The sequence below is a fragment of the Methanoregula boonei 6A8 genome (assembly GCF_000017625.1).
GTDB lineage: Archaea > Halobacteriota > Methanomicrobia > Methanomicrobiales > Methanospirillaceae > Methanoregula > Methanoregula boonei.
Genome location: NC_009712.1, coordinates 1,121,683 through 1,139,932 on the forward strand (window position 1 = coordinate 1,121,683; position 18,250 = coordinate 1,139,932).

General features: G+C 56.9%; 15 protein-coding genes. 5 read left to right on the forward strand and 10 right to left on the reverse strand.

Features of this window, described 5'->3' with window-relative positions; genetic code table 11:
• Positions 1-127: 127 nt before the first annotated feature.
• Positions 128-4,669 carry a PAS domain S-box protein gene (locus tag MBOO_RS13025; protein WP_012106666.1) on the forward strand — a complete coding sequence of 1,514 codons (4,542 nt, stop codon included), beginning with the start codon at positions 128-130 and terminating at the stop codon, positions 4,667-4,669.
• Between the two features lie 35 nt (positions 4,670-4,704).
• Here MBOO_RS13025 and MBOO_RS05865 read toward each other — a convergent pair whose 3' ends face one another.
• Genes MBOO_RS05865 through MBOO_RS05895 form a run of 7 tightly spaced genes read right to left on the reverse strand, consistent with a single transcriptional unit; the run spans position 4,705 to position 12,364 of the window.
• Positions 4,705-5,223, reverse strand: coding sequence for an NADH-quinone oxidoreductase subunit B family protein (locus MBOO_RS05865; RefSeq protein WP_012106667.1), 519 nt, complete (start codon positions 5,221-5,223; stop codon positions 4,705-4,707).
• A gap of 11 nt (positions 5,224-5,234) precedes the next feature.
• Positions 5,235-6,815 carry a hydrogenase large subunit gene (locus MBOO_RS05870; RefSeq protein ID WP_012106668.1) on the reverse strand — a complete coding sequence of 527 codons (1,581 nt, stop codon included), beginning with the start codon at positions 6,813-6,815 and terminating at the stop codon, positions 5,235-5,237.
• On the reverse strand, positions 6,812-8,296 hold the full coding sequence (locus tag MBOO_RS05875; protein ID WP_012106669.1) for a proton-conducting transporter transmembrane domain-containing protein: 1,485 nt from the start codon (positions 8,294-8,296) through the stop codon (positions 6,812-6,814). Before MBOO_RS05875 ends, MBOO_RS05870 begins: the two co-directional genes overlap by 4 nt.
• Positions 8,293-8,985 (reverse strand): hydrogenase-4 component E, encoded by a 693-nt coding sequence (locus MBOO_RS05880; RefSeq protein ID WP_012106670.1) that lies wholly within the window; start codon positions 8,983-8,985, stop codon positions 8,293-8,295. The genes MBOO_RS05875 and MBOO_RS05880 overlap by 4 nt, the downstream gene beginning before the upstream one ends.
• Positions 8,982-9,923, reverse strand: a complete 942-nt coding sequence (locus tag MBOO_RS05885) for a respiratory chain complex I subunit 1 family protein (protein ID WP_012106671.1) — start codon at positions 9,921-9,923, stop codon at positions 8,982-8,984. The genes MBOO_RS05880 and MBOO_RS05885 overlap by 4 nt, the downstream gene beginning before the upstream one ends.
• The gene (locus tag MBOO_RS05890) at positions 9,920-11,869 is read right to left on the reverse strand and encodes a proton-conducting transporter transmembrane domain-containing protein (protein ID WP_012106672.1); all 1,950 of its coding nucleotides are present in this window, start codon (positions 11,867-11,869) and stop codon (positions 9,920-9,922) included. Before MBOO_RS05890 ends, MBOO_RS05885 begins: the two co-directional genes overlap by 4 nt.
• A 15-nt stretch (positions 11,870-11,884) precedes the next feature.
• The gene (locus tag MBOO_RS05895) at positions 11,885-12,364 is read right to left on the reverse strand and encodes a GNAT family N-acetyltransferase (protein ID WP_012106673.1); all 480 of its coding nucleotides are present in this window, start codon (positions 12,362-12,364) and stop codon (positions 11,885-11,887) included.
• A gap of 550 nt (positions 12,365-12,914) precedes the next feature.
• Here MBOO_RS05895 and MBOO_RS05900 point away from each other — a divergent pair.
• Together MBOO_RS05900 and MBOO_RS05905 are read left to right on the forward strand one after the other, a co-directional pair.
• On the forward strand, positions 12,915-13,199 hold the full coding sequence (locus tag MBOO_RS05900) for a hypothetical protein (RefSeq protein WP_012106674.1): 285 nt from the start codon (positions 12,915-12,917) through the stop codon (positions 13,197-13,199).
• Positions 13,200-13,273: 74 nt separating this feature from the next.
• Positions 13,274-13,831 carry a ferredoxin domain-containing protein gene (locus MBOO_RS05905; RefSeq protein ID WP_012106675.1) on the forward strand — a complete coding sequence of 186 codons (558 nt, stop codon included), beginning with the start codon at positions 13,274-13,276 and terminating at the stop codon, positions 13,829-13,831.
• A 194-nt stretch (positions 13,832-14,025) separates the two neighbouring features.
• Here MBOO_RS05905 and MBOO_RS05910 read toward each other — a convergent pair whose 3' ends face one another.
• The 3 genes from MBOO_RS05910 to MBOO_RS14155 all read right to left on the reverse strand — a co-directional run bounded on the left by MBOO_RS05910 (position 14,026) and on the right by MBOO_RS14155 (position 15,444).
• Positions 14,026-14,400: an ArsR family transcriptional regulator gene (locus tag MBOO_RS05910; protein WP_048068323.1), complete on the reverse strand. Its 375-nt coding sequence runs from the start codon at positions 14,398-14,400 to the stop codon at positions 14,026-14,028.
• A 205-nt stretch (positions 14,401-14,605) separates the two neighbouring features.
• Complete coding sequence (locus MBOO_RS05915; RefSeq protein WP_012106677.1) at positions 14,606-15,010, reverse strand: pyridoxamine 5'-phosphate oxidase family protein; 405 nt, start codon at positions 15,008-15,010, stop codon at positions 14,606-14,608.
• A 32-nt stretch (positions 15,011-15,042) separates the two neighbouring features.
• On the reverse strand, positions 15,043-15,444 hold the full coding sequence (locus MBOO_RS14155) for an MTH865 family protein (RefSeq protein ID WP_232385638.1): 402 nt from the start codon (positions 15,442-15,444) through the stop codon (positions 15,043-15,045).
• Between the two features lie 133 nt (positions 15,445-15,577).
• Here MBOO_RS14155 and MBOO_RS05925 point away from each other — a divergent pair, with 133 nt between their 5' ends.
• Positions 15,578-16,330, forward strand: coding sequence for a winged helix-turn-helix domain-containing protein (locus tag MBOO_RS05925; protein WP_012106679.1), 753 nt, complete (start codon positions 15,578-15,580; stop codon positions 16,328-16,330).
• Positions 16,331-16,478: 148 nt separating this feature from the next.
• Positions 16,479-17,702: an MFS transporter gene (locus MBOO_RS05930; protein ID WP_012106680.1), complete on the forward strand. Its 1,224-nt coding sequence runs from the start codon at positions 16,479-16,481 to the stop codon at positions 17,700-17,702.
• Positions 17,703-18,250 lie beyond the last annotated feature (548 nt).

Genomic DNA, 18,250 nt, shown 5'->3' on the forward strand with positions numbered 1-18,250 from the left:
TGCCGGAATTTTACAGGCCCCGTACCGGGTCTTTCCCCCAGGACTGCTTGCAGGCGGTACCCTTAATCATGTCGGAAAACGATTGCAAAACAGGTGAAATCCCGACCCGGCCCTGCCGGAGGCTGCCATGATCTCGGTCCTGTACGTGGATGACGAGTCTGCACTTCTCGAAATAACAAAAAATGGTATGGAGAGAGGCGGGGAGTTTACGGTAGACACCGCGACATCGGCACGGGAAGCCATCGAGAAACTTAAAGGCAGTCGGTACGATGCCATGGTTGCGGATTACCTGATGCCTGAGATGGACGGGCTTTCCCTCCTTAAGTACCTCCGCCCCCGCTGCAACGGGATGCCCTTTATCCTTTTTACCGGGAACGGCGGGGAAGAGGTTGCCGTTGAGGCGCTCAATGCAGGCGCCGATTTTTACGTGCAGAAAAAAGGTTCGCCCCGTGCCCAGGTTGCGGAGCTCCAGACCCGGATCCGATCTGCAGTTGCACGCAGGCAGAGTGAGCGTGCCCTGAAACAATCCGAAGAGACATTCCGCTCGCTTGTGGACCAGCTCGACGATACCGTCTTTACTGTAAATGAAGAGGGCATTTTTACCTACGTGAGCCCGGGTATCCGCAGGTTCGGCCATGAGCCAAAAGACCTGACGGGCCGGGACTTTGCCCTGCTTGTTTCTGCAGAGGATATTCCTTCAGTGGCCCGCCGGCTTGGTGAAGTGAGAAGCGGTGCGACACCGTCCTTTGCCTTTCGAATCGCCGGCAGGGAGGGAAAGGTTCACAGTGTACGTGCCGTGTTCCGGCCGCGGACCGATCACGGGCAGTTTATCGGGGCAGCCGGACAGATTACCGGTATTTCCTGTGGGGAGACAGAGACAATAAATCCCGGGGAGAGGGATTGGGAGGAACTCTTTACGTATGCACCGGCAGCCCAGCTGGTGCTCTCTCCCGATGGACGTGTGACCGGTGCCAGTCGCGCCGGGACCGTGATGCTTGGATCCTCCCTTGAGGAGATCACCGGGAAAAACCTTGCGGACTTTTTTGCACCGGAGGAAGGGGCGCGGCTCCTTGCGTGGTTTGCAGGAACCGTCGGCTCGGGTACAACCTATCAGGAGCAGTTTGTCGTCAGGCTGTCCGGAGACAACCATGTTATCGTATCCCTTGCCGGGGCTGCGATCCGCGGGAGCAAAGGGGAGACATGCCGGATTCTTGTCACCCTCACTGACGTCTCCGGCCAGGAAAGAAAAGATGCAGACCTTAAGGCAGCCATCTCCGCTGCGGAAGCTGTGGTCACCGGGGCACGCGACGGGATCCTTGTCTGTACTCCGGATCGTCATGTCAGCCGCTGGAACCCGACCCTGGAAGATATTACGGGTATTTCTGCACCGGATGCTATCGGGAAGCCGCTTGAGGCTCTCCTGCCGTTCCTTGGGGAGACAGGAAGGGATGCCGTCGCGCGTGCATGTACCGGGGAAATTGTTGCAACCCCGGATCTCCGGTACGAGTTTCCTGCAGTGGGAAAACAGGGATGGCTACGGGCGATCTTTTCCCCGCTCCGCACTACGGCCGGTGCAATAACCGGTGCCATCGGGGTCATACAGGAAATTACTGCACGTAAAAAGGTACTCCTGAAACTTGGTACCGACCAGAGGCTCTATGCGATCGGTGCGCAGGCAGAAACGGATGCCGGATCTCTCCGCGAGCTGGATCGTGTGCTTTATGAGACCTGCAGGAATGCTGTTGACGGGGATACCGTATGTACGTCCTGGATGGGTTTATTCGATCAGGCTGCCGGAATTCTCCGTCCGGTGGCACAGGCCGGTACGGAAAGTGATCTGCCAAAAGAAGGATACCCGGTTACCCGTGAAGATCCCGCAGCATGCCCGGCATGTGAGGCGATCCTGGCGGGAAGCCCACGCATTGTATCCGATATCAGCACCGATCCTGCTGCAGGATCCTGGAAAGAGGAGGCACTCCGGAACGGGTACCGGTCCCTGGCAGCCCTCCCGTTCCGGTTCAAAGGCGAAGTGGTAGGTGCACTGACCCTGTGTTCCCGGGAACCGTATGCCTTTTCCTCCGGGAATAGCGATGCGCTGGTGCATCTTGGGTCCGTGCTTTCGTCTGCGCTCGATCTTCTCGATAAAAAAACACTCCAGCGCCGGGCCGGAAAAGGCGGGCGCGGGAGCTGGGAACGCACCCGGTTCCTTGCCGGGGGGATAGAATCCGCAGCCCTCCCCTTTGCGGCAGTACATGCCGACGGGAGCACCGGTGCGGTAAACCCGGCATTCTGTTCCTTCCTTGGGTATGCCGAGGAGGAATTGATCAGGCTTCCTCTGTTGTCCGTTCTTTCCTTTCAGGAATCAGAGAAAGACCGGTTCCTGCAGGTGCTTGCCACGCAGAGGCCGGACCGGTACGGGTGCATGGTCAAAAGAAAGGATGGTACTCCCGTACCAGTTGAGGTGATCCTCCAGGCTGTTCCCGATGAGACCGGTGGGCAGCCCTGCGTAGGAATTTTCCTTGTTGATGTATCCGAAAAGGAGCAGAAGGCAGATTCGCTTGAAAAAGAGCGATCGAAATACCGCACGATTGTAGAGGAGACTACCGCCGCGGTCGTGGTTGCCACTCCTGACGGTGACATCCTGTATGCAAACCCGGCTGCCTGCAGCCTGCTTGGCCGGACCGGGCGCGAGATCTCGTTACTTGGAGGGAAGAGGCTTACCGGTGACGGAGATCCCCGTTTTGTCGAACTTGCGCGGCTCTGCGGGGAATCCGGGAGGGCTGCCGGGGAACTGCGGCTGGTGCGGGGGGATGGTACCGGGCTTGACGTGTATGCGGAGGCAAAAACGTTCCCAAAGCAGAACGGCCGGCCCGCACTGATCCTTGTATTCCGGGATATCACGGCAGAGAAAAAAACCGCGGACGTACGGCTGCAGGTACAGGAAACGCCGTTTGCCCTTCTCGAAAGCCTTCCCTTTCCGGTGCGGCTGACCGAAAATGAGGATGACTGTGCGTATTTCAACCGGGCATGGTACGCGTTTACCGGCCGGACTCCTGAACAGGAACGGGGCAGCGGCTGGGAGGAGAGTGTATTTCCCGGCGATCGCGACCGATACCGACGGACCCCGGGGACCGCGTCCGATCCGGACACGCCGGTTGTATCGGAATACCGGCTTATGCACCATTCCGGCGAATACCGCCGGGTTCGTGAGACCTGCATTCCCGGTGCAGTCCGGGACCGAACACTCTGCATAATTACCGATATCCATGCAGCCCGCCAGGCAGAGGAATCGTGCAGGTGCCAGGAAAACCTGTACCGGGCGGTCCTTGAGACCGCGGGCGAGGCCATACTCCTTATCGGCGACAGGATTCTTGATGGCAATGATGCGGCTGCCCGGCTGTCTGGCTGCACCCGGGCAGAACTGGCCGGGCAGGAACCGTTTTTGTATTCGCCCCGGGATCAGCCTGACGGTCGGGTCTCGGTCCAGGCCGTGCAGCAGTATCTTGCAGCAGCCCGGTTGGGAATGCATCAGGAATTCCTTTGGACTTTTGGGAGAGATGGTGGTCCGTTCAGGGAAGGACAGGTCACCCTTGTACCGGTAAACGGAGCAAACGGGCAACTGATCCTTGCCGTTATTGCTGACAAAACCGATCTTGGCCGGGCATTCCGCGAGAACCAGCGTTTGTCGACATTTTCAGAACTAAATCCCTACCCGGTGATCGATGTCGGGGCCGATCGCGTGATTGTGTACGCAAATCCTGCAACCTTGTCTGTTCTTTGTGACTTGGGCCTCCCGGCAAATGCGGAGACCTTCCTGCCTGCCGATTTTGATTTTATTGCCCTGGACCTGAAAAAGGAGCCCGGGAAAACGGCTGAGCGCGTGGTGCAGATCAAAGAACGCTCGTTTTACGAGACTATCTGCATTCCGCCGGGGCAGGATACATTCCGTATCTATACCTATGATATCACCGAACGGGTCCAGGCAACAGCGGCTCTTGAGTATGCCAACCATAAATTAGGCATCCTCACAAGCATCACCCGTCATGACATCCAGAACAAACTGACCGGGGTGATGGGGTACCTGGATCTTCTCCGGGGATCCCTGCGCGATCCCCTGCTGCTTGGCTTTCTGGATAAGGCTGAGGCCTCGGCCGAAGCAATCCGCCACCACATAGAGTTTACCCGGGATTATGAATCATTGGGCGGAACAGCCCCCGCCTGGCAGGATCTTGGGCCCATCCTTGCCGATATCCGGTCACACCTTGATGCCGGAACAATCGCATTTGAGGAACCGGGAAGAGGATTTTCTGTTTTTGCCGATCCCATGTTTGCCAAAGTACTCTATAATCTCGTTGACAATTCGCTGCGCCATGGGGTACATGTCCGGCGCATCCGGGTGAACGCCATGCCGGATGAGTCCGGCGGGTGTACGCTTACCTACGAAGATGATGGTGTCGGAGTCCCGCAGGACAAAAAAGAGGTCATCTTCGAACGCGGGTTTACCACGTCGTCAGGCCCCAAAAAAACCTCCGGGCTCGGACTGTTTTTGGTCCGGGACATCCTTTCCATTACCGGTATCATGATAAAAGAGACCGGTGTGCCCGGTTCCGGCACCCGTTTCGAGATGTCCATTCCTCCGGGAAAATGGAGAACAGGGCCGGCAGGATAACCGGCCGGATTTTTTTTGATATCCGGGAACCGTTTTCAGGTCCTTTTCCCGGCGCTCCGCATCAGGGCAAGAAGGCCCGTGAGGATCTGGATCGGTGCAGGGGGATTGCCCGGGATTTTGAGATCCACCGGGAATATCGCATCCGCACCTCCCAGGACTGCATACGTGCCCTTGTAGATCCCGCCATCACAGGCATCGTCGCCCACGGCCACCACAAATTTCGGGGAGGGCATTGCATCGTAGGTTTTCTGTGCGGCAATCGCCATATTGCAGGTGATGGCGCCGGTCACGAGGAGGACGTCCGCGTGCCGGGGCGAAGCAACAAAGGAGATGCCGAAGCGCTCCACATCATAATACGCATTGCTTAAGTTGTTGATCTCGATCTCGGCCGCGTTGTCGCTGCCCGCGTCCAGCTCCCGTATGGCAAGGCTGCGGCCGAACCGTGCGTTAATCTCGCGCCTGATCTCACGTCCGATCCGTTCGAGCTCTTCGTCCCGCACCGGAAGCGGGCCGGTCACTTTCTTTCCAAGCATGCAGGATACAGCATTTACCATCGTATCTCACCTCACAGGTCCGTTCCCGCGTACGAGAGGTTCAGGCTCTTGTTGATGACCGGGAAATCCGCGATGATATTGCCCGGCGCTGCATGTTCTATGGCCAGCCAGTTGCAGTACGATGCCGTCCTTACCTTATACCGGAAAACCCTGCCCTCCCTGATCTCCACCCAGCAGAGGTTCTCTCCCCGCGGCCCCTCCACGAGTGCAAGTGCCGCCCCGTCACCGACCCCGTCCGCGCTTATGACCGGGCCTTCCGGCATTCCTGCAATCACTTTTTCGATCAGGGAAAGGGAGTCAAGGACTTCAGCAGCCTTGACCGTGAACCGGGCAAGGACATCCCCGTCATTTAAGGGATGGGGCACGGGTATGAAACGGTCGTACATCCCATAGGGGCTGTCCACCCGGACGTCCCGCCCGCTGCCCGAGGCCCGGGCAACCGGGCCGGTGATGTTGAGCGGGCCCAGGAGCGGTTTTCTGATAATTCCGGTCTGCGTAAACCTGTCGATCACGGAGGGGGTGGAGAGCACGATCGCAAGGCCGGCCCGGAACTCTTTTGCAAACCGGGCAAGGAATTCACGGTACCGGGCAAGGGTTTCGACAGGAATGTCCCGGCTGATTCCTCCCGGCAGGATCATGCCCCGGAGGAAGCGGGAGCCGGAAAGTTTCTCCTGCTCGCGGAAGAACTCTTCGCGCAGTACGGCAAAGTGGCTGGCCCCAAGGGCAAATGCCACATCGGTCAGCATGCCGGAGAGATCGCCGAGGTGCGAGCAGATCCGTTCCGATTCGCACAGGACCGTCCTGATGTGCCATGCCCGGTCCGGCACGGTTATCCCGGAGAGCCGTTCTATTGCCATGCACAGGCCGGTGGCATTTGCCGCCGACTCGTCCCCGCTTACCGCTTCGGCAACCCGTACGCATGCTGCCGGGTCTTTTCCTTCGGCAAGTTTTTCGATGCCCCGGTGGGTATAGAAGAGGCGGATCTCGAGGTTGAAAACGGTCTCGCCGATCACGCTGAACCGGAAATGGCCCGGTTCGATGATGCCGGCATGGACCGGCCCCACCGGCACCTGGTACACCCCGTCACCGCTCACGGTCCGGAACGGGTACTCTTCGGCCGGGGGAACGGTTTTTTTGGTTGCAACGGGTGCGTTTTTAACGGATTTTTCTAAGGGGTAAAACCCGGCCGGGCAGGTCTCATGCAGGACCAGGCGCCGTGTATCGAATGCGCCTTCAAATTTAATCCCGTACATATCCCTGCACTCCCGCTCCGGCCATGTGGCCGAGGGAAAGATCGTGGCAATGGATGTTGCCTGTTTTCTGTTGAGGGCCCGGGAGAGGACAAGGATGCTCCCGGCATGCGAAAAGACGTACCGGAGTATGTACCCCTCGCCGGCGTACACGGGAGTGGCAAAGAGTGCGGACAGGACAAAGTTCCGGGCTGCAAGGCCGGGGACGGCCCGGTCAAGTTCGTCTGCATTCACGTCAAGGATACATTCCCTGCTGCTCCCGTACGCGAGCCGGCCGGAGATACCGCTGCCAAAGATCTCCTGCGCTGCCGTGGCTGCTGCACCGGTATCTTTTCCTGTCATGAGAATCCGAGCTCCGTTACAATCTGCGTAATGAATGCATATCCGCCTGCCGGGAACATCAGGCCAAGGGCAAGCACCAGCGCAAGCAGGATCACGATCGGCGCCTGCATGGAGAGCGGTGTATGGTAAGGTACAGGCTCGCAGGGTTCACCCGGTGGCGTGGTCCGCCCGAACGTGCGGATCACAAAATACCCGAATGCAGAGGCGGCAATAAAGAGGAGCACAAGGACAAGCGCAAGTACCCACGGCGAAATTGAGCCAAGCGAGAGCAGGATGAAGAACTTGGAGAAGAACGCCAGGAACGGCGGCATACCGATGATCGCAAGTCCTCCAAGGACGATTCCCCATGCAGCAAGAGGCTGGAACCGGAACACATCATGGATATCATCGGGTGCATCGGCCGAGAGGTGGTTCCGGTACTGGCGGTGCAGGATGCCGGCCGAGAAGAAGAGCGAAGCTTTCGTGAGCGCATGGGCGATAACCTGCACAAGCACCCAGAAGATCGCAAGCGGGGTTGCAACTGCTATCCCGGTGAGCATGAGGCCCATGTTCTCGATACTTGAAAAGGCGACCAGCTTCTTGAGGTTCTTTTCCGGCAGCATGGAGAATGCGGCGATCGCGATCGTGAAGATACCAAAGACAAGGATGACCGGTACGACAATTGCCGCGGCAGCAGTCTGGTGGGCAATGGCAAAGACCCGGATGATGCCATAGATCCCCACGTTGAGGAGCACGCCCGAGAGGACCGCGCTCACGGCCGACGGCGCCTTTGCGTGGGCCTCAGGCAGCCACGTGTGGAAGGGAAAGATGCCGGACTTTGCGGCAAACCCGATAAAGACAAAGAGGAATGCGGCTGTGGTCATGCCGGCCGGGAGCACTGAGGCATGGGCTATGAGCACCGTCCAGTTGAGGGTTCCGGTGCCCAGTGCAGAGCGCGTGATCTCATAGAGGAAGATGAGGCCCACAAAGGCAAAGATCATCGCCACCGAGGCCACAAAGATGTACTTGAGCGCCGCGTCGATGTTCTCTTTTGCCGAGAGGATGGCGACAAGCATTGCGGAGATAACCGTGGTCATCTCGGCAAAGATCCAGAAAAGGGCCAGGTTATCGGAGAAAAATGCTAAGACAATGACCAGTTCGAGCAGGCACCATGCGGCATAGAAAAGTTTCAGGCTCCCTGCTTCGAGTTCGTGGCTTATGAGCAGGTTGCCCACGTAACCCCGGGCGTACACGGCGGCAAGCACAAAGATGAATGTTGCCACAAGGACTTCGAGGAGCCCGAGGTGGTCGATGAAGAAGTAGCCGCTGCCTACGATGAACGTATCCACCGGCACCCGGACAAAGAAGAGAATGTAGAAGGCGAGCGCGGCAAAGACCAGCGCCTGGCCGACTGCGGCGGCGTTCATCTGGTTGTGCGTGCGGCTGAGGGCAACAAGGACGATCGCGGCAAGAGCCGTGAGCGCAAAGGCAACAAGGATCATGGCGATTCCTCCTGGTCTTCCCAGAGGTAGAACCGGTGGAGGCGGTTATGGTAATCCTCGAGCGTAGAGTCTATCCCGACCGTGAGGATGGTGGTTAACAGGATGAGGATGACCAGGTCTATTACGATCAGAAATTCGATGATGAACGGGAGCTCGGTGGCAAAGAGCCCAAAGAGCAGCACCCCGTTCTCCATAGAAAGGTACCCGAGCACTTTTGTGATCGCCTTTTTCCGGGAGAACGTCACCATCATGCCCATCATGACAAGCGAGATCCCGATGACCGCCCCGAAGAAAAAGAGGCTGCCTTCAGCGGGAGCCGGGGAGAATACCCGGGAGAGCGTGATGTACACGACGATCATGAGGGCAAGCGAGATCAGGAGGGAGCTTGCCGGGCTGAGGAAATGGAACTCGATGTCCCGTTTTATCCGGATCTTCTCCTGGACGGTTGCGATGAAGTACGGGATGACGATCACCTTGAAGACCAGGGTGAGAAGGGCAATCGCAAGGAGGATTGCCGCATTCTCGTACCATGCAAGGGCAAGCGCGATTGCCACAAGCGAGAGCGACTGGAGCGCGTACACCCGGACAAGAGAGACCAGGTTCCGGGTCGTGATGATATACGCGGAGGTGACGATCACGCAGACAAAGAGGATCTTGACAAGGCCGTCAAAGAATGCGGGGTCGCTCATGCGAACACCTCGACAATGATAATAAGCGTAGAGAAGAAAAACGCCATCACAAAGAGGCCGGGCAGGCGGAAGAACCGCATTTTCGCCATGGAGGATTCAAACAGGCCGATCACCAGCGCAAGGACAAGCCCTTTTGCGACAAAGAGGACGGCTGCTGCTGCGAGAGCTGCGGGAGCAAGTGTGGTTGCAATTCCCCACGGAATGACCAGGTTGATGAGCAGAGCCATGAGCACGACCTGCTTTATTGCCGCGGAGTACTCCATCAGGGCAAGGTTCTTTCCGGACTGCTCCAGGATCATGCCCTCATGGATCATGGTGAGTTCAAGATGGGTCTCGGGATTGTCCACCGGGATCCGTGCGGTCTCCACGATCAGGATGATGAAAAGCGAGATCCCAAGGAGGATGAGCACCGGGGTTACCGGTGTACCGGTGGTGGCAGCAATCCCTGCCATGTCGATAATATTGAGGGACTTAAAGACAAACGCGAGCGCGGCAAAGACGATGATTGTGGTGGGTTCGATGACCGCGGCAATGCTCATCTCCCGTGAACTGCCCATCCCGCCAAACGTGCTTCCCGCGTCCAGCCCGGCAAGGGCCATGAAGAACCGGGCAAGCACGAGCAGGTACAAAAAGAGGATGATATTGCCAATCCCCCCGACCGGTGCCGTGACGTAGACAAGCGGGACAAAGAGCGAGGCAACAAGGATAGCCACCATGCAGACCCATGGCGTGACCCGGCTGATCCGCGAGGCATCCGGGGAATAGATCACCTCTTTTTTGAGCAGTTTTGCTATGGTGTAATAGGTCTGGAAGACCGACGGGCCCTGCCTCCCCTGTGTCCACGCCTTGACTTTCTTTACCACGCTCACAAAGAGCGGGGCGACAAGGACAACACAGAGGGTATTGATGATCCCGTACAAGAAGAAATCGAAGCTCATGCGGTCACCCCGAGAAAGATAATAACGGCGACAACGGCAAGGAAGACGTACAGGAGATACGTGTCAAGGCACCCGTTCTGCATGCGTGCAACATATCCTGCCGCCCGGTTTGCGCCCCGGGCAAGGGGGAGATAAAGGTACTCCTCAAAGAATTTTACGAGCCGGATCTCCGCAGTCCCCCCGGCAACGATGCAGTCGTGCCGGTCGTAATAGTTCTTTGTCACGGTCTTTTTTGTCCGGTACAGCGGGGCAAAGATCGTGACGATCGGTTCGGAGAACCCGTGGCCGGTATACTCGGCCGATGCCGGAAGAGAGAGGGAGCCGCACCCCCAGGTTTCACTTGTCCGTTCCGCGTGCGATGCGGTGACGTACAGGACAATGTACGTGAGCGCTCCCATGACAAGGAGGAGCACGCTCACGAGAAGGAGGTCGGGGATGGGGAAGATATACCCGAAACCGGCAAGGATCTGGTACGAGAAGACGCCGAGCACCACGCAGGCGATGGCAAGCAGGGCCGGGCCGGCAAGCATAGCCCGGCCGGCCTCGCGTGCCTCCCTGCTCTCCTGCGAGCGGGGCCGGGCAAGGAAGATGGAGCCAAAGGCCTTGACAAAACAGGCGGCAGAGAGTGCACTGGTCAGTGCGAAAAGGGCAAGGCAGACAAAGAGAAGGATCTTGATTAAGGGGTCGGCCACGGTGACCGATTCAAAGAACGCGGTGTACACCAGCAGTTCGCTTGCAAACCCGTTGAGCGGGGGGAGTGCGGCAATCGCGGCGGCACCCACAAAAAAAAGGGCAGAGGTTACCGGCATCCGTGATGCAAGTCCGCCCATCTGCTCGATATCCCGGGTGTGCGTAGCGTGCACCACGGATCCGGACGTGAGGAAGAGCAGGCTTTTGAAGAGTGCGTGGTTCAGGGAGTGGAAGAGTGCGGCAAGCAGGCTGATGGTGGCAAGCATTGGAAGACCCGTGCAGGAAAAGATCACAAAAAGGCCGATGCCCACAAAAATGATCCCGATGTTCTCGATGCTCGAATACGCCAAAAGACCCTTGATGTCGTCCTCTTTGATTGCATAGATCACCCCGAGGACCGCCGAGGTGATCCCGGCGATAAGGATCACCATCCCCCACCAGAGATCGGGAGTAAAGACTGCGACCAGGAACCGGATAAGGCCGTACACTGCGACCTTGAGCATCACGCCGCTCATGAGTGCCGAGACCGGGGAGGGGCTGGCCGGGTGGGCATACGGGAGCCACTTGTGGAACGGGATGATCCCGGCCTTGACCGAGAATCCCACAAAAAGCGCAAGGAATGCGGCGGTGACAAGGGGCAGGGAGCCGGCGGTGACATGCGCCGGGGCAATGGCAAAGGAACCGGTGGCAAAAAAGAGGAGGATGATCCCAAGCATCACAAAGAGCGTGGAGAGCTGGGTCATGACAAAGTAGAAGATGCCGGCCCGCGTGGTCTCAGATCCCGTGTAATCGTACATCACGAGCAGGAACGAGACCGCTGCCATCAGTTCCCAGAAAAGCAGGAAAGAGATCGTTGTCGCCGAGGCAACCACGAGCGCCATGGCAAACACAAAGAGCGCAGTGCAGCCGCAGAGAATGTTGCGCCTGCCCGCGCCTTCCATCTCTTCAATATACCCGGTGCAGTATACCGCAACGCACGCACTGACCGCGCCTATCAGGACAAGGAAGAACGCAGCGAGCCGGTCGATAAAAAAGGTAACAGAGATTCCCGGGAAGGGCTGCCATGCAGGGATCGACTCCGGTATGCCGGTCACAAGGACAATGAGTGCAAAAAGGAGAAGGAGCGCTGAGGCTCCCACAACGCAGGCAAGCGAAAGGAGGCGGGAAATCCGACTGTCCCGCGCCGCACCTGCAAAAGCAATGGCTGCTGCGGCAAGGAAAATGAGGATCGCAATTAAAAACAGCAGCCCCTGCATCAGCACATCTCCCCGCTATTCGTGCAGGTCTCCTGCCGGTGGCAGGGGATCGCGCTTCATGGGACTGGCGCCGCCCGCGCCCGGAGTTCCGGCCCGGATGGCTGCGGGAAGAACGGCTTCAGGTACGGGCTCAAATCCCATCTCCCGGTAAAAGTCAAGGTGCTCGGGCTTCGCGTACAGGTACAGGGCCCCGTCCCGGCCGCACTCTTCGATCAGGCGCCGCATGATCCGTTGGGCAAATCCCCGGTGGCGGTACTCTTCGAGAACGTACACCCCGTCCACAAGGGAACCCTCCGGGAACCGGGTGCAGCGTGCAACCCCGACAAGGCTTGCGCCGGTAAAGGCGGCAAAGACCCGGTCGGTTGAGGTGTCTGCTTTCTGCTGCCGGTCGTGGATCCAGAGTTCCTCTTCGGCCCGTTGCATCTCGTGGGGAGGGAGTTCGCGGACCTCTACACCGGAGACTTCCGGTGATAACCCGATCCGGTCGCCCAGCACCGGAAGGTAGCGGCGGATCCGGTGGACGATGTGCGGATTGAGGGAGAGAATCTCCCCGCATTCCGCCCCGGCAAGGGCATAGAGCTCAAGCAGGGTGGCGTCTTCCCCTGCCTCTTTGGTGTGATCTTCCTCTGATTGTGCTGACGTAACTTACAATCTCCCGGGTACTGTGCACCGCTCCCGAAAAGGGCTCGCACGCCCCTTTTGGTGCGGTGGTGAGAATTTTCATACGTTTCCCCCTGATCCTGCTTATAGGTTTTGGGCATTTTTTGGAAAAAATGAAAATATCCCCTGCCGGTCCGGAATTCATACAAGGATTTTCCTTTTTTGAAATCTTTACTGTGCGCCCCTCCTGTTTTTTGTTCCCGTATCTGTGACCCGCGGCAAAGGTATTTTCCCCCTTGTTCCCTGCCGGTAGTATCCTGTAACTCCGGGGTTCTGGTACAGTACCTGGTTTGTACACCCATGAACCCCGCTCATTTTTCCATTATATATCCTCTCCCGCTGACTTTCGATCAGCAAAAACTCACACCAGGAGTGAAATGAACCCATGACCCGGATGGATGAAGTGATCCAGCAGATAGAAACGGTGATCGATGACAGGGAATATCCCGCTACGCTTGGCGAACTTATGGCAATGAAGAGAATTCTTGACGCTGTTGCCCGGCGGTACGCACCGCTGGCAGAACCGGTCCTGCACCCGTCGGCACAGTCGCAGGATGCACACCGGTATTTCCCCGGAGGAGTATACAATGTCTTACGGGACTACGAGCGGCGCCGGAACACACCCTCCCTTGTCCGCCCGGTCCCCGCGGCACCCTGCGGGGGCCTGTAGGCTTCTTTTCGTTTTTTTTGGGAATCATTTTCCGGCAATGCGGATTTATTGCCCACCGGGTGCAATGTCCGGGTATGACAACTGAACAGGATGCAGTAAAGACCGTTGCCGGCCTCATGGCAATTGCAGCACGGACGGCACCCAAGGCATGCGGACTTGACTCGATCAAGATTGAGATCGTGACCGGTAAAGAGCAGCAGGCTCTCGGGAACAAAATGATCGCCGCAGCAAAAGAGACCGGCATGGATTTTCTGCGGATCAACGGCGAGCAGGCGAAAGCAAGCGATGCCACGGTCCTCATCGGGGTCGAGGGCACAAAGACGCTTGGCATCAACTGCGGCGGGTGCGGGTATGCCAGCTGCGCAGAGATGGTAAAGGCACAGAAAGCAAAAAAGAACAAGGGCTCTGCCTATGCCGGCCCAAACTGCGTGCTCAAGATTTCCGATCTTGGCATTGCGGTCGGCTCAGCAGTAAAGACCGCCCAGATCCATAACGTGGACAACCGGATCATGTACACGGCCGGGTTTGTTGCCCTAAAAGCCGGTTCCCTCAAAGGGTGCAGTGTTGCCTACGGCATCCCGCTCCGGGCGTCAGGCAAAAGTATCTACTTTGATGTCCAGTTCGGGCACTAATCTTTTTTTCTCCTTGCAGACGCGTTTTTGTGGCGGCTCACATTATCAGAAAAGAAACGTATCGGATACTGTGTATGAGTCTCTATGGGAAAACCCGGTGCCACCCTGCCTGCCGACACGATTGATTATGCCGGGAAAATCTGTAAAAATGAAAGACGAAAAAGGATGGACTATCCTTGCCCGGATCCCGGATTTTACCGGATATATTCCCGTAATTTCTGTATCATGGCAAGCTGCGTTGTGGCCTCTTTCTTCTTCTCGCTCTCGATGCTGTCCATGATCTCGCCAATGGGCTTTGCAAGGACGTAGATCTTGACCGGCCGCCCCTTGCTCTCTGCCTTGCTCTCGCGGCTTGAGACCCAGCCACGGTTGGAAAGTGATCTCATGGCAATGCTCACTTCGGGCTGGCGGAGATCCGTGCCCCGTTCGATGGCCCGGGACGTTGCCGGGGAAGTGCCGGCAAGGAAGACCAGGACCTTTGCAATATTTTTCCTGGTGCCAATCTCAATGAGCAGGTTTGCGAACTCTTCTTCTTTTTCTGAGAAATACATGACTTTTTCGGTCTTCATGCGTGTCCCATCCATCATTCCCTGGTAATGATTTTACACACTTTATCTTACCATGGATATATGGCCTGTTATTTGGATCTGTATTTTACCGGTGTGCCTGCCCGGCAGGATGCGTGCCCTTGCAGCAGGGGATGGTAAAGAAGCGCGTGAACCGGAGCCACACGATAAATCCGGGTTGTTTGCCAAAAAGAGCTGCCAAAAAAAATCAGAGGATTTTGTTTCCGGCGTTCGGACCCGGCTGGCATTCGAACACATCAGTGATCTTTACAATAATAAGGGAACGTGCAGGGAGTGCCGGGTTTTTCTTGTTGAGCGTTGCCTTCATCTCGTCAAAATCCCGGCCGCTGGTCTTAACGGTCGCGTGGCCCTTTACCTGGAAACATCCCTTGATCTCCGGTCCCCAGACATAGAGGGCAATTTTTGGGTTTGATTTGAGGTTTTCCAGCGATTTGTTCATGAAATTGTCCGTAATCCAGATCGTGTCGTCGCTTACGAGTTCCACGACCCCGATAGGGACAACGTTTGGTGTCCCGTCTTTTGTTGCGGTCGCTACCGGGAAGATCTTCATCTTGCCAAACGCTTCTTTCATCTCTTTGGTTAATCCTGCCATAGTACACTCACTTCCTTTTTCCTGTCGCGGTATCAGAGCCCTGCCCGGTCAACAATGACATCGGCAACTGCTTTTGCATTCTTAAACGGGAAATCCGATGCCTTGAGCAGTTTTCCTGCCTCGCCCGCAGTCATCTTAAGGTCCCCGACCTGGCAGGTTGTATCTGCGCCATTCGGGAATGCTGCAATAAGATCCTTTGGAGTCTTGACCGGGAATTTCGCTCCTTTCAGGGCACCGGTGATCTGTGCGTGGATCTGTTCCTTTACCGAAAGGGTCTCGCAACCCAGCATTTCAGAGATTGCCCCTGCTGCCCCGGCAATCGGGCAGTCCGCACTATGCGTGCCGCAGCCAAAGCAGGCGCCCTTTACCGCTGCGAGGGATTCCTGTGCCTTTTCCTTTGATACATCCTTACCTGTGTATTTCCAAGTCTGCATTTCTTTCACCAGAGATTGATACTGTTGTTAGAAATATATACTTGAGCGTCACTAAAATATACTAGACAATTGCGGTGCAGAAAAATGACCCCCGGGTTCATGACAAGGGAGCAATAACAGGGATGCAGGAATTATGGGCGCAGCTTTTGGGACACTGACAGAGATCCGCGAATTGAAAACCGAGATTTCCGGGCTCCGGACCGATCTCAAACGGTTCATCGAGCACGCAAACCAGCAGCATGTTGCAACAGTTCTTGGGGATCTCAGGAAAAATTATGCCGGCCTGTTTTCCGATCACCAGGTCGAGAATGCAAAAACCGATCTCTCCGCCCATATGGTGGGAGAGTGCGGGATGCGGGAGAAATGCTACCAGGTTTTTATGAATTTCCTGCAGACCACGTCAAAGCACATCCGGGATGGGGAGGTCTCCGATGAGATCATCCAGTCTTACCGGGAGCAGATAAAAGCCCTGCGGGCAAAGGGGTCGTCCGATCGCTGCGATACCTGCTTTACCGAAGTGTACCGCCTTTTTGAAAAGCAGGTGGACCTGATGCAGTCCCTGGGCATTTACCAGAAGCCCGGGGAGAATATCCCGGACCAGCCCGGGACAACCGATGAATCGGTGGTAAAAAACATTCTCGAACCGGTGGCAAATGTCCAGCGGTTCCAGATCCTAAAAGCGCTCTCCGCCCAGACCCGGACATTCTCCGATCTCTCCGGGATCACCGGCCTAAAGGGGGGAAACCTCCTGTTCCATATCCGGAAACTTCTCGACTGCGGCCTGATCCTCCAGCGCCACGAGCGGGGGGATTACATCATTACTGACCGGGGGTACAAGACCATGACCGCGATTGCAGAACTGCACCGCCAGGTAACTCACTCCTGATCTCATCGAAAAGAGGGACGGGAGATGCATTCCGTCCTGTTTTGGCAGGGTCACTCTCCCGGATTTTTCCTTTTCCCGGTACCTTCACTTTCTTCTCGTGCTTTTTTGCCGCGCTTAGTTTTTTTACACCGGCAGGAAAGTACTGTTCATGTCGGTGGATCCGGAGATGGAGGGCAGGAATTGGTCCGGACGCGTCCTGATGTACTATCTCTGCCTCATCGGGTTCTTTGCCATCTTTTCAACAACCATTTCTAAAAGCCCTGTTCTCCCTCTCTTTGTCCAGTCGCTTGGCGCCGGTCCAGCGCTCCTTGGCGTAATTGCTGCGGTCTCCCCGCTTGCCGGTGTCCTGTTCTCGTTTCCGGTCGGCGTCCTTTCCGATCACCTGGGTCGGCGCCGGCTTTTGGTGATCTCTGCATTTGTCTTTCTTATCGCACCGATCCTGTACCTTTTTATTACCGATCCGGTCTGGCTGGTCCCGGTCCGGTTCTTCCACGGCACTGCAACTGCGATTCTTGGGCCGGTGGTTTCGGCCATCATTGCCGAACGATTCCCGGATTCCCGGGGTGAAAAACTCGGTACCTATGCCTCGGCTACCCTTGTCGGGCGGACGCTTGCCCCGCTTGCCGGCGGGATAATCATTACGGCATTCCTCTTTGCGCCCGGCCTTCTCGCCTACCGGATGGTGTATATCTGCGCCGCACTTTCTGCCCTGCCGGTCTTTGTTTTGATCCTGCGGTACCGGGAGGCGGAGGCCGGCTCCCTTGTCCTGCCCGGCATCGGTGTCTATAAGGAAAGCCTTGCAACATTTGTGACCAACCGCAGGCTTCGGGCAACCGCAATGGCAGACATGGCCAGCTATTTTGCCTACGGGGTTTTTGAGACATTTCTCCCGCTGTACCTTGCCTCCCTCAGTTTTGCAGCCTACCAGACCGGGATCATTTTTGCCGTACAGGTCCTGATCATTGCCGGCACCAAGCCGGTGTTTGGCCGCCTGTCCGACCGGATCGACCGGAGAATCCAGATCGTGACCGGGCTTCTTGTCACCGGTATTGCAATTGCGGCAGTCCCGGTAGCCTCGACTTTCCCGGGCTTTCTTGCTGCAAGCGCGCTTTTCGGTCTTGGGATCGCGGTCTCCACGGTAGCGACAAGCGCGTACGTAGCCGATGTGGCAAAGCAGGAGCAGATCGGATCTTCGATGGGGGCCCTCTCCTCGATCATGGACATCGGGCAGTCCTCCGGCCCGCTCATCACCGGTGTGGTCATTACGCTTGCAGGCTATGCTGCCGGCTTTTCTGTCTCCCTCCTGCTCGCCGCGGTAGTCACGGTGATCTTTGTATTTTCGGTCCGGGGCACGGGACAGGATACCGTCTGATTTCCTGCGGACCTGCTTCTCCTGTCTGACCCCGGATGTTTCCCTGGTCGGGCTCCTCTATCCCCCCTTTGTCCGCGTGAAGACCTGAACCCATCCGGCCCTAAATTGAGCCCGGATGACCCTTTTTTGGATCCATCGGAGCCCGTATCGGGCTCCGTTTCCCCACTTTCAAAAATAAGCCCAAATCAGCCGTATTTTTGAAAACGGACGATTTTAATGAGGCTCATAAAGGCCCTTTCCTGCCCTGATCTCACCTCAAACTGGTATTTGTTCCTTCCCGGAAAAAAGTGCCAAAAAAGGGCCTCTATGGGCCGCTATTGGGCATTATATGGGGCTTAAATTGGGCGTATTTTGGCAAATAAATCGATTTACTGCCCCTATTTCCACGCGAACCGAAACGGACGATTTTACGGGCTTATTTTCCCGCAAACCCCAAGGAAAAACGCATATCCAATCTCCTCGCAGGCTATGGAGATCAGCGCCCGGCAGTATGGGACACCGGACGCAGTAGCATTCCACCGGAAAAATCCGGAAGAAAAACCGGGACA

What these genes read in the sequence shown, in the direction of transcription:
- MBOO_RS05930 (WP_012106680.1), top strand. Translation starts at nt 16,479, where the DNA reads ATGTCGGTGGATCCGGAGATGGAGGGCAGGAATTGGTCCGGACGCGTC.
- MBOO_RS05890 (WP_012106672.1), bottom strand. Translation starts at nt 11,869, where the DNA reads ATGCAGGGGCTGCTGTTTTTAATTGCGATCCTCATTTTCCTTGCCGCA.
- MBOO_RS05885 (WP_012106671.1), bottom strand. Translation starts at nt 9,923, where the DNA reads ATGAGCTTCGATTTCTTCTTGTACGGGATCATCAATACCCTCTGTGTT.
- MBOO_RS05875 (WP_012106669.1), bottom strand. Translation starts at nt 8,296, where the DNA reads ATGATCCTTGTTGCCTTTGCGCTCACGGCTCTTGCCGCGATCGTCCTT.
- MBOO_RS05910 (WP_048068323.1), bottom strand. Translation starts at nt 14,400, where the DNA reads ATGAAGACCGAAAAAGTCATGTATTTCTCAGAAAAAGAAGAAGAGTTC.
- MBOO_RS05865 (WP_012106667.1), bottom strand. Translation starts at nt 5,223, where the DNA reads ATGGTAAATGCTGTATCCTGCATGCTTGGAAAGAAAGTGACCGGCCCG.
- MBOO_RS05900 (WP_012106674.1), top strand. Translation starts at nt 12,915, where the DNA reads ATGACCCGGATGGATGAAGTGATCCAGCAGATAGAAACGGTGATCGAT.
- MBOO_RS14155 (WP_232385638.1), bottom strand. Translation starts at nt 15,444, where the DNA reads ATGCAGACTTGGAAATACACAGGTAAGGATGTATCAAAGGAAAAGGCA.
- MBOO_RS05915 (WP_012106677.1), bottom strand. Translation starts at nt 15,010, where the DNA reads ATGGCAGGATTAACCAAAGAGATGAAAGAAGCGTTTGGCAAGATGAAG.
- MBOO_RS05925 (WP_012106679.1), top strand. Translation starts at nt 15,578, where the DNA reads ATGGGCGCAGCTTTTGGGACACTGACAGAGATCCGCGAATTGAAAACC.
- MBOO_RS05905 (WP_012106675.1), top strand. Translation starts at nt 13,274, where the DNA reads ATGACAACTGAACAGGATGCAGTAAAGACCGTTGCCGGCCTCATGGCA.
- MBOO_RS05870 (WP_012106668.1), bottom strand. Translation starts at nt 6,815, where the DNA reads ATGACAGGAAAAGATACCGGTGCAGCAGCCACGGCAGCGCAGGAGATC.
- MBOO_RS13025 (WP_012106666.1), top strand. Translation starts at nt 128, where the DNA reads ATGATCTCGGTCCTGTACGTGGATGACGAGTCTGCACTTCTCGAAATA.
- MBOO_RS05880 (WP_012106670.1), bottom strand. Translation starts at nt 8,985, where the DNA reads ATGAGCGACCCCGCATTCTTTGACGGCCTTGTCAAGATCCTCTTTGTC.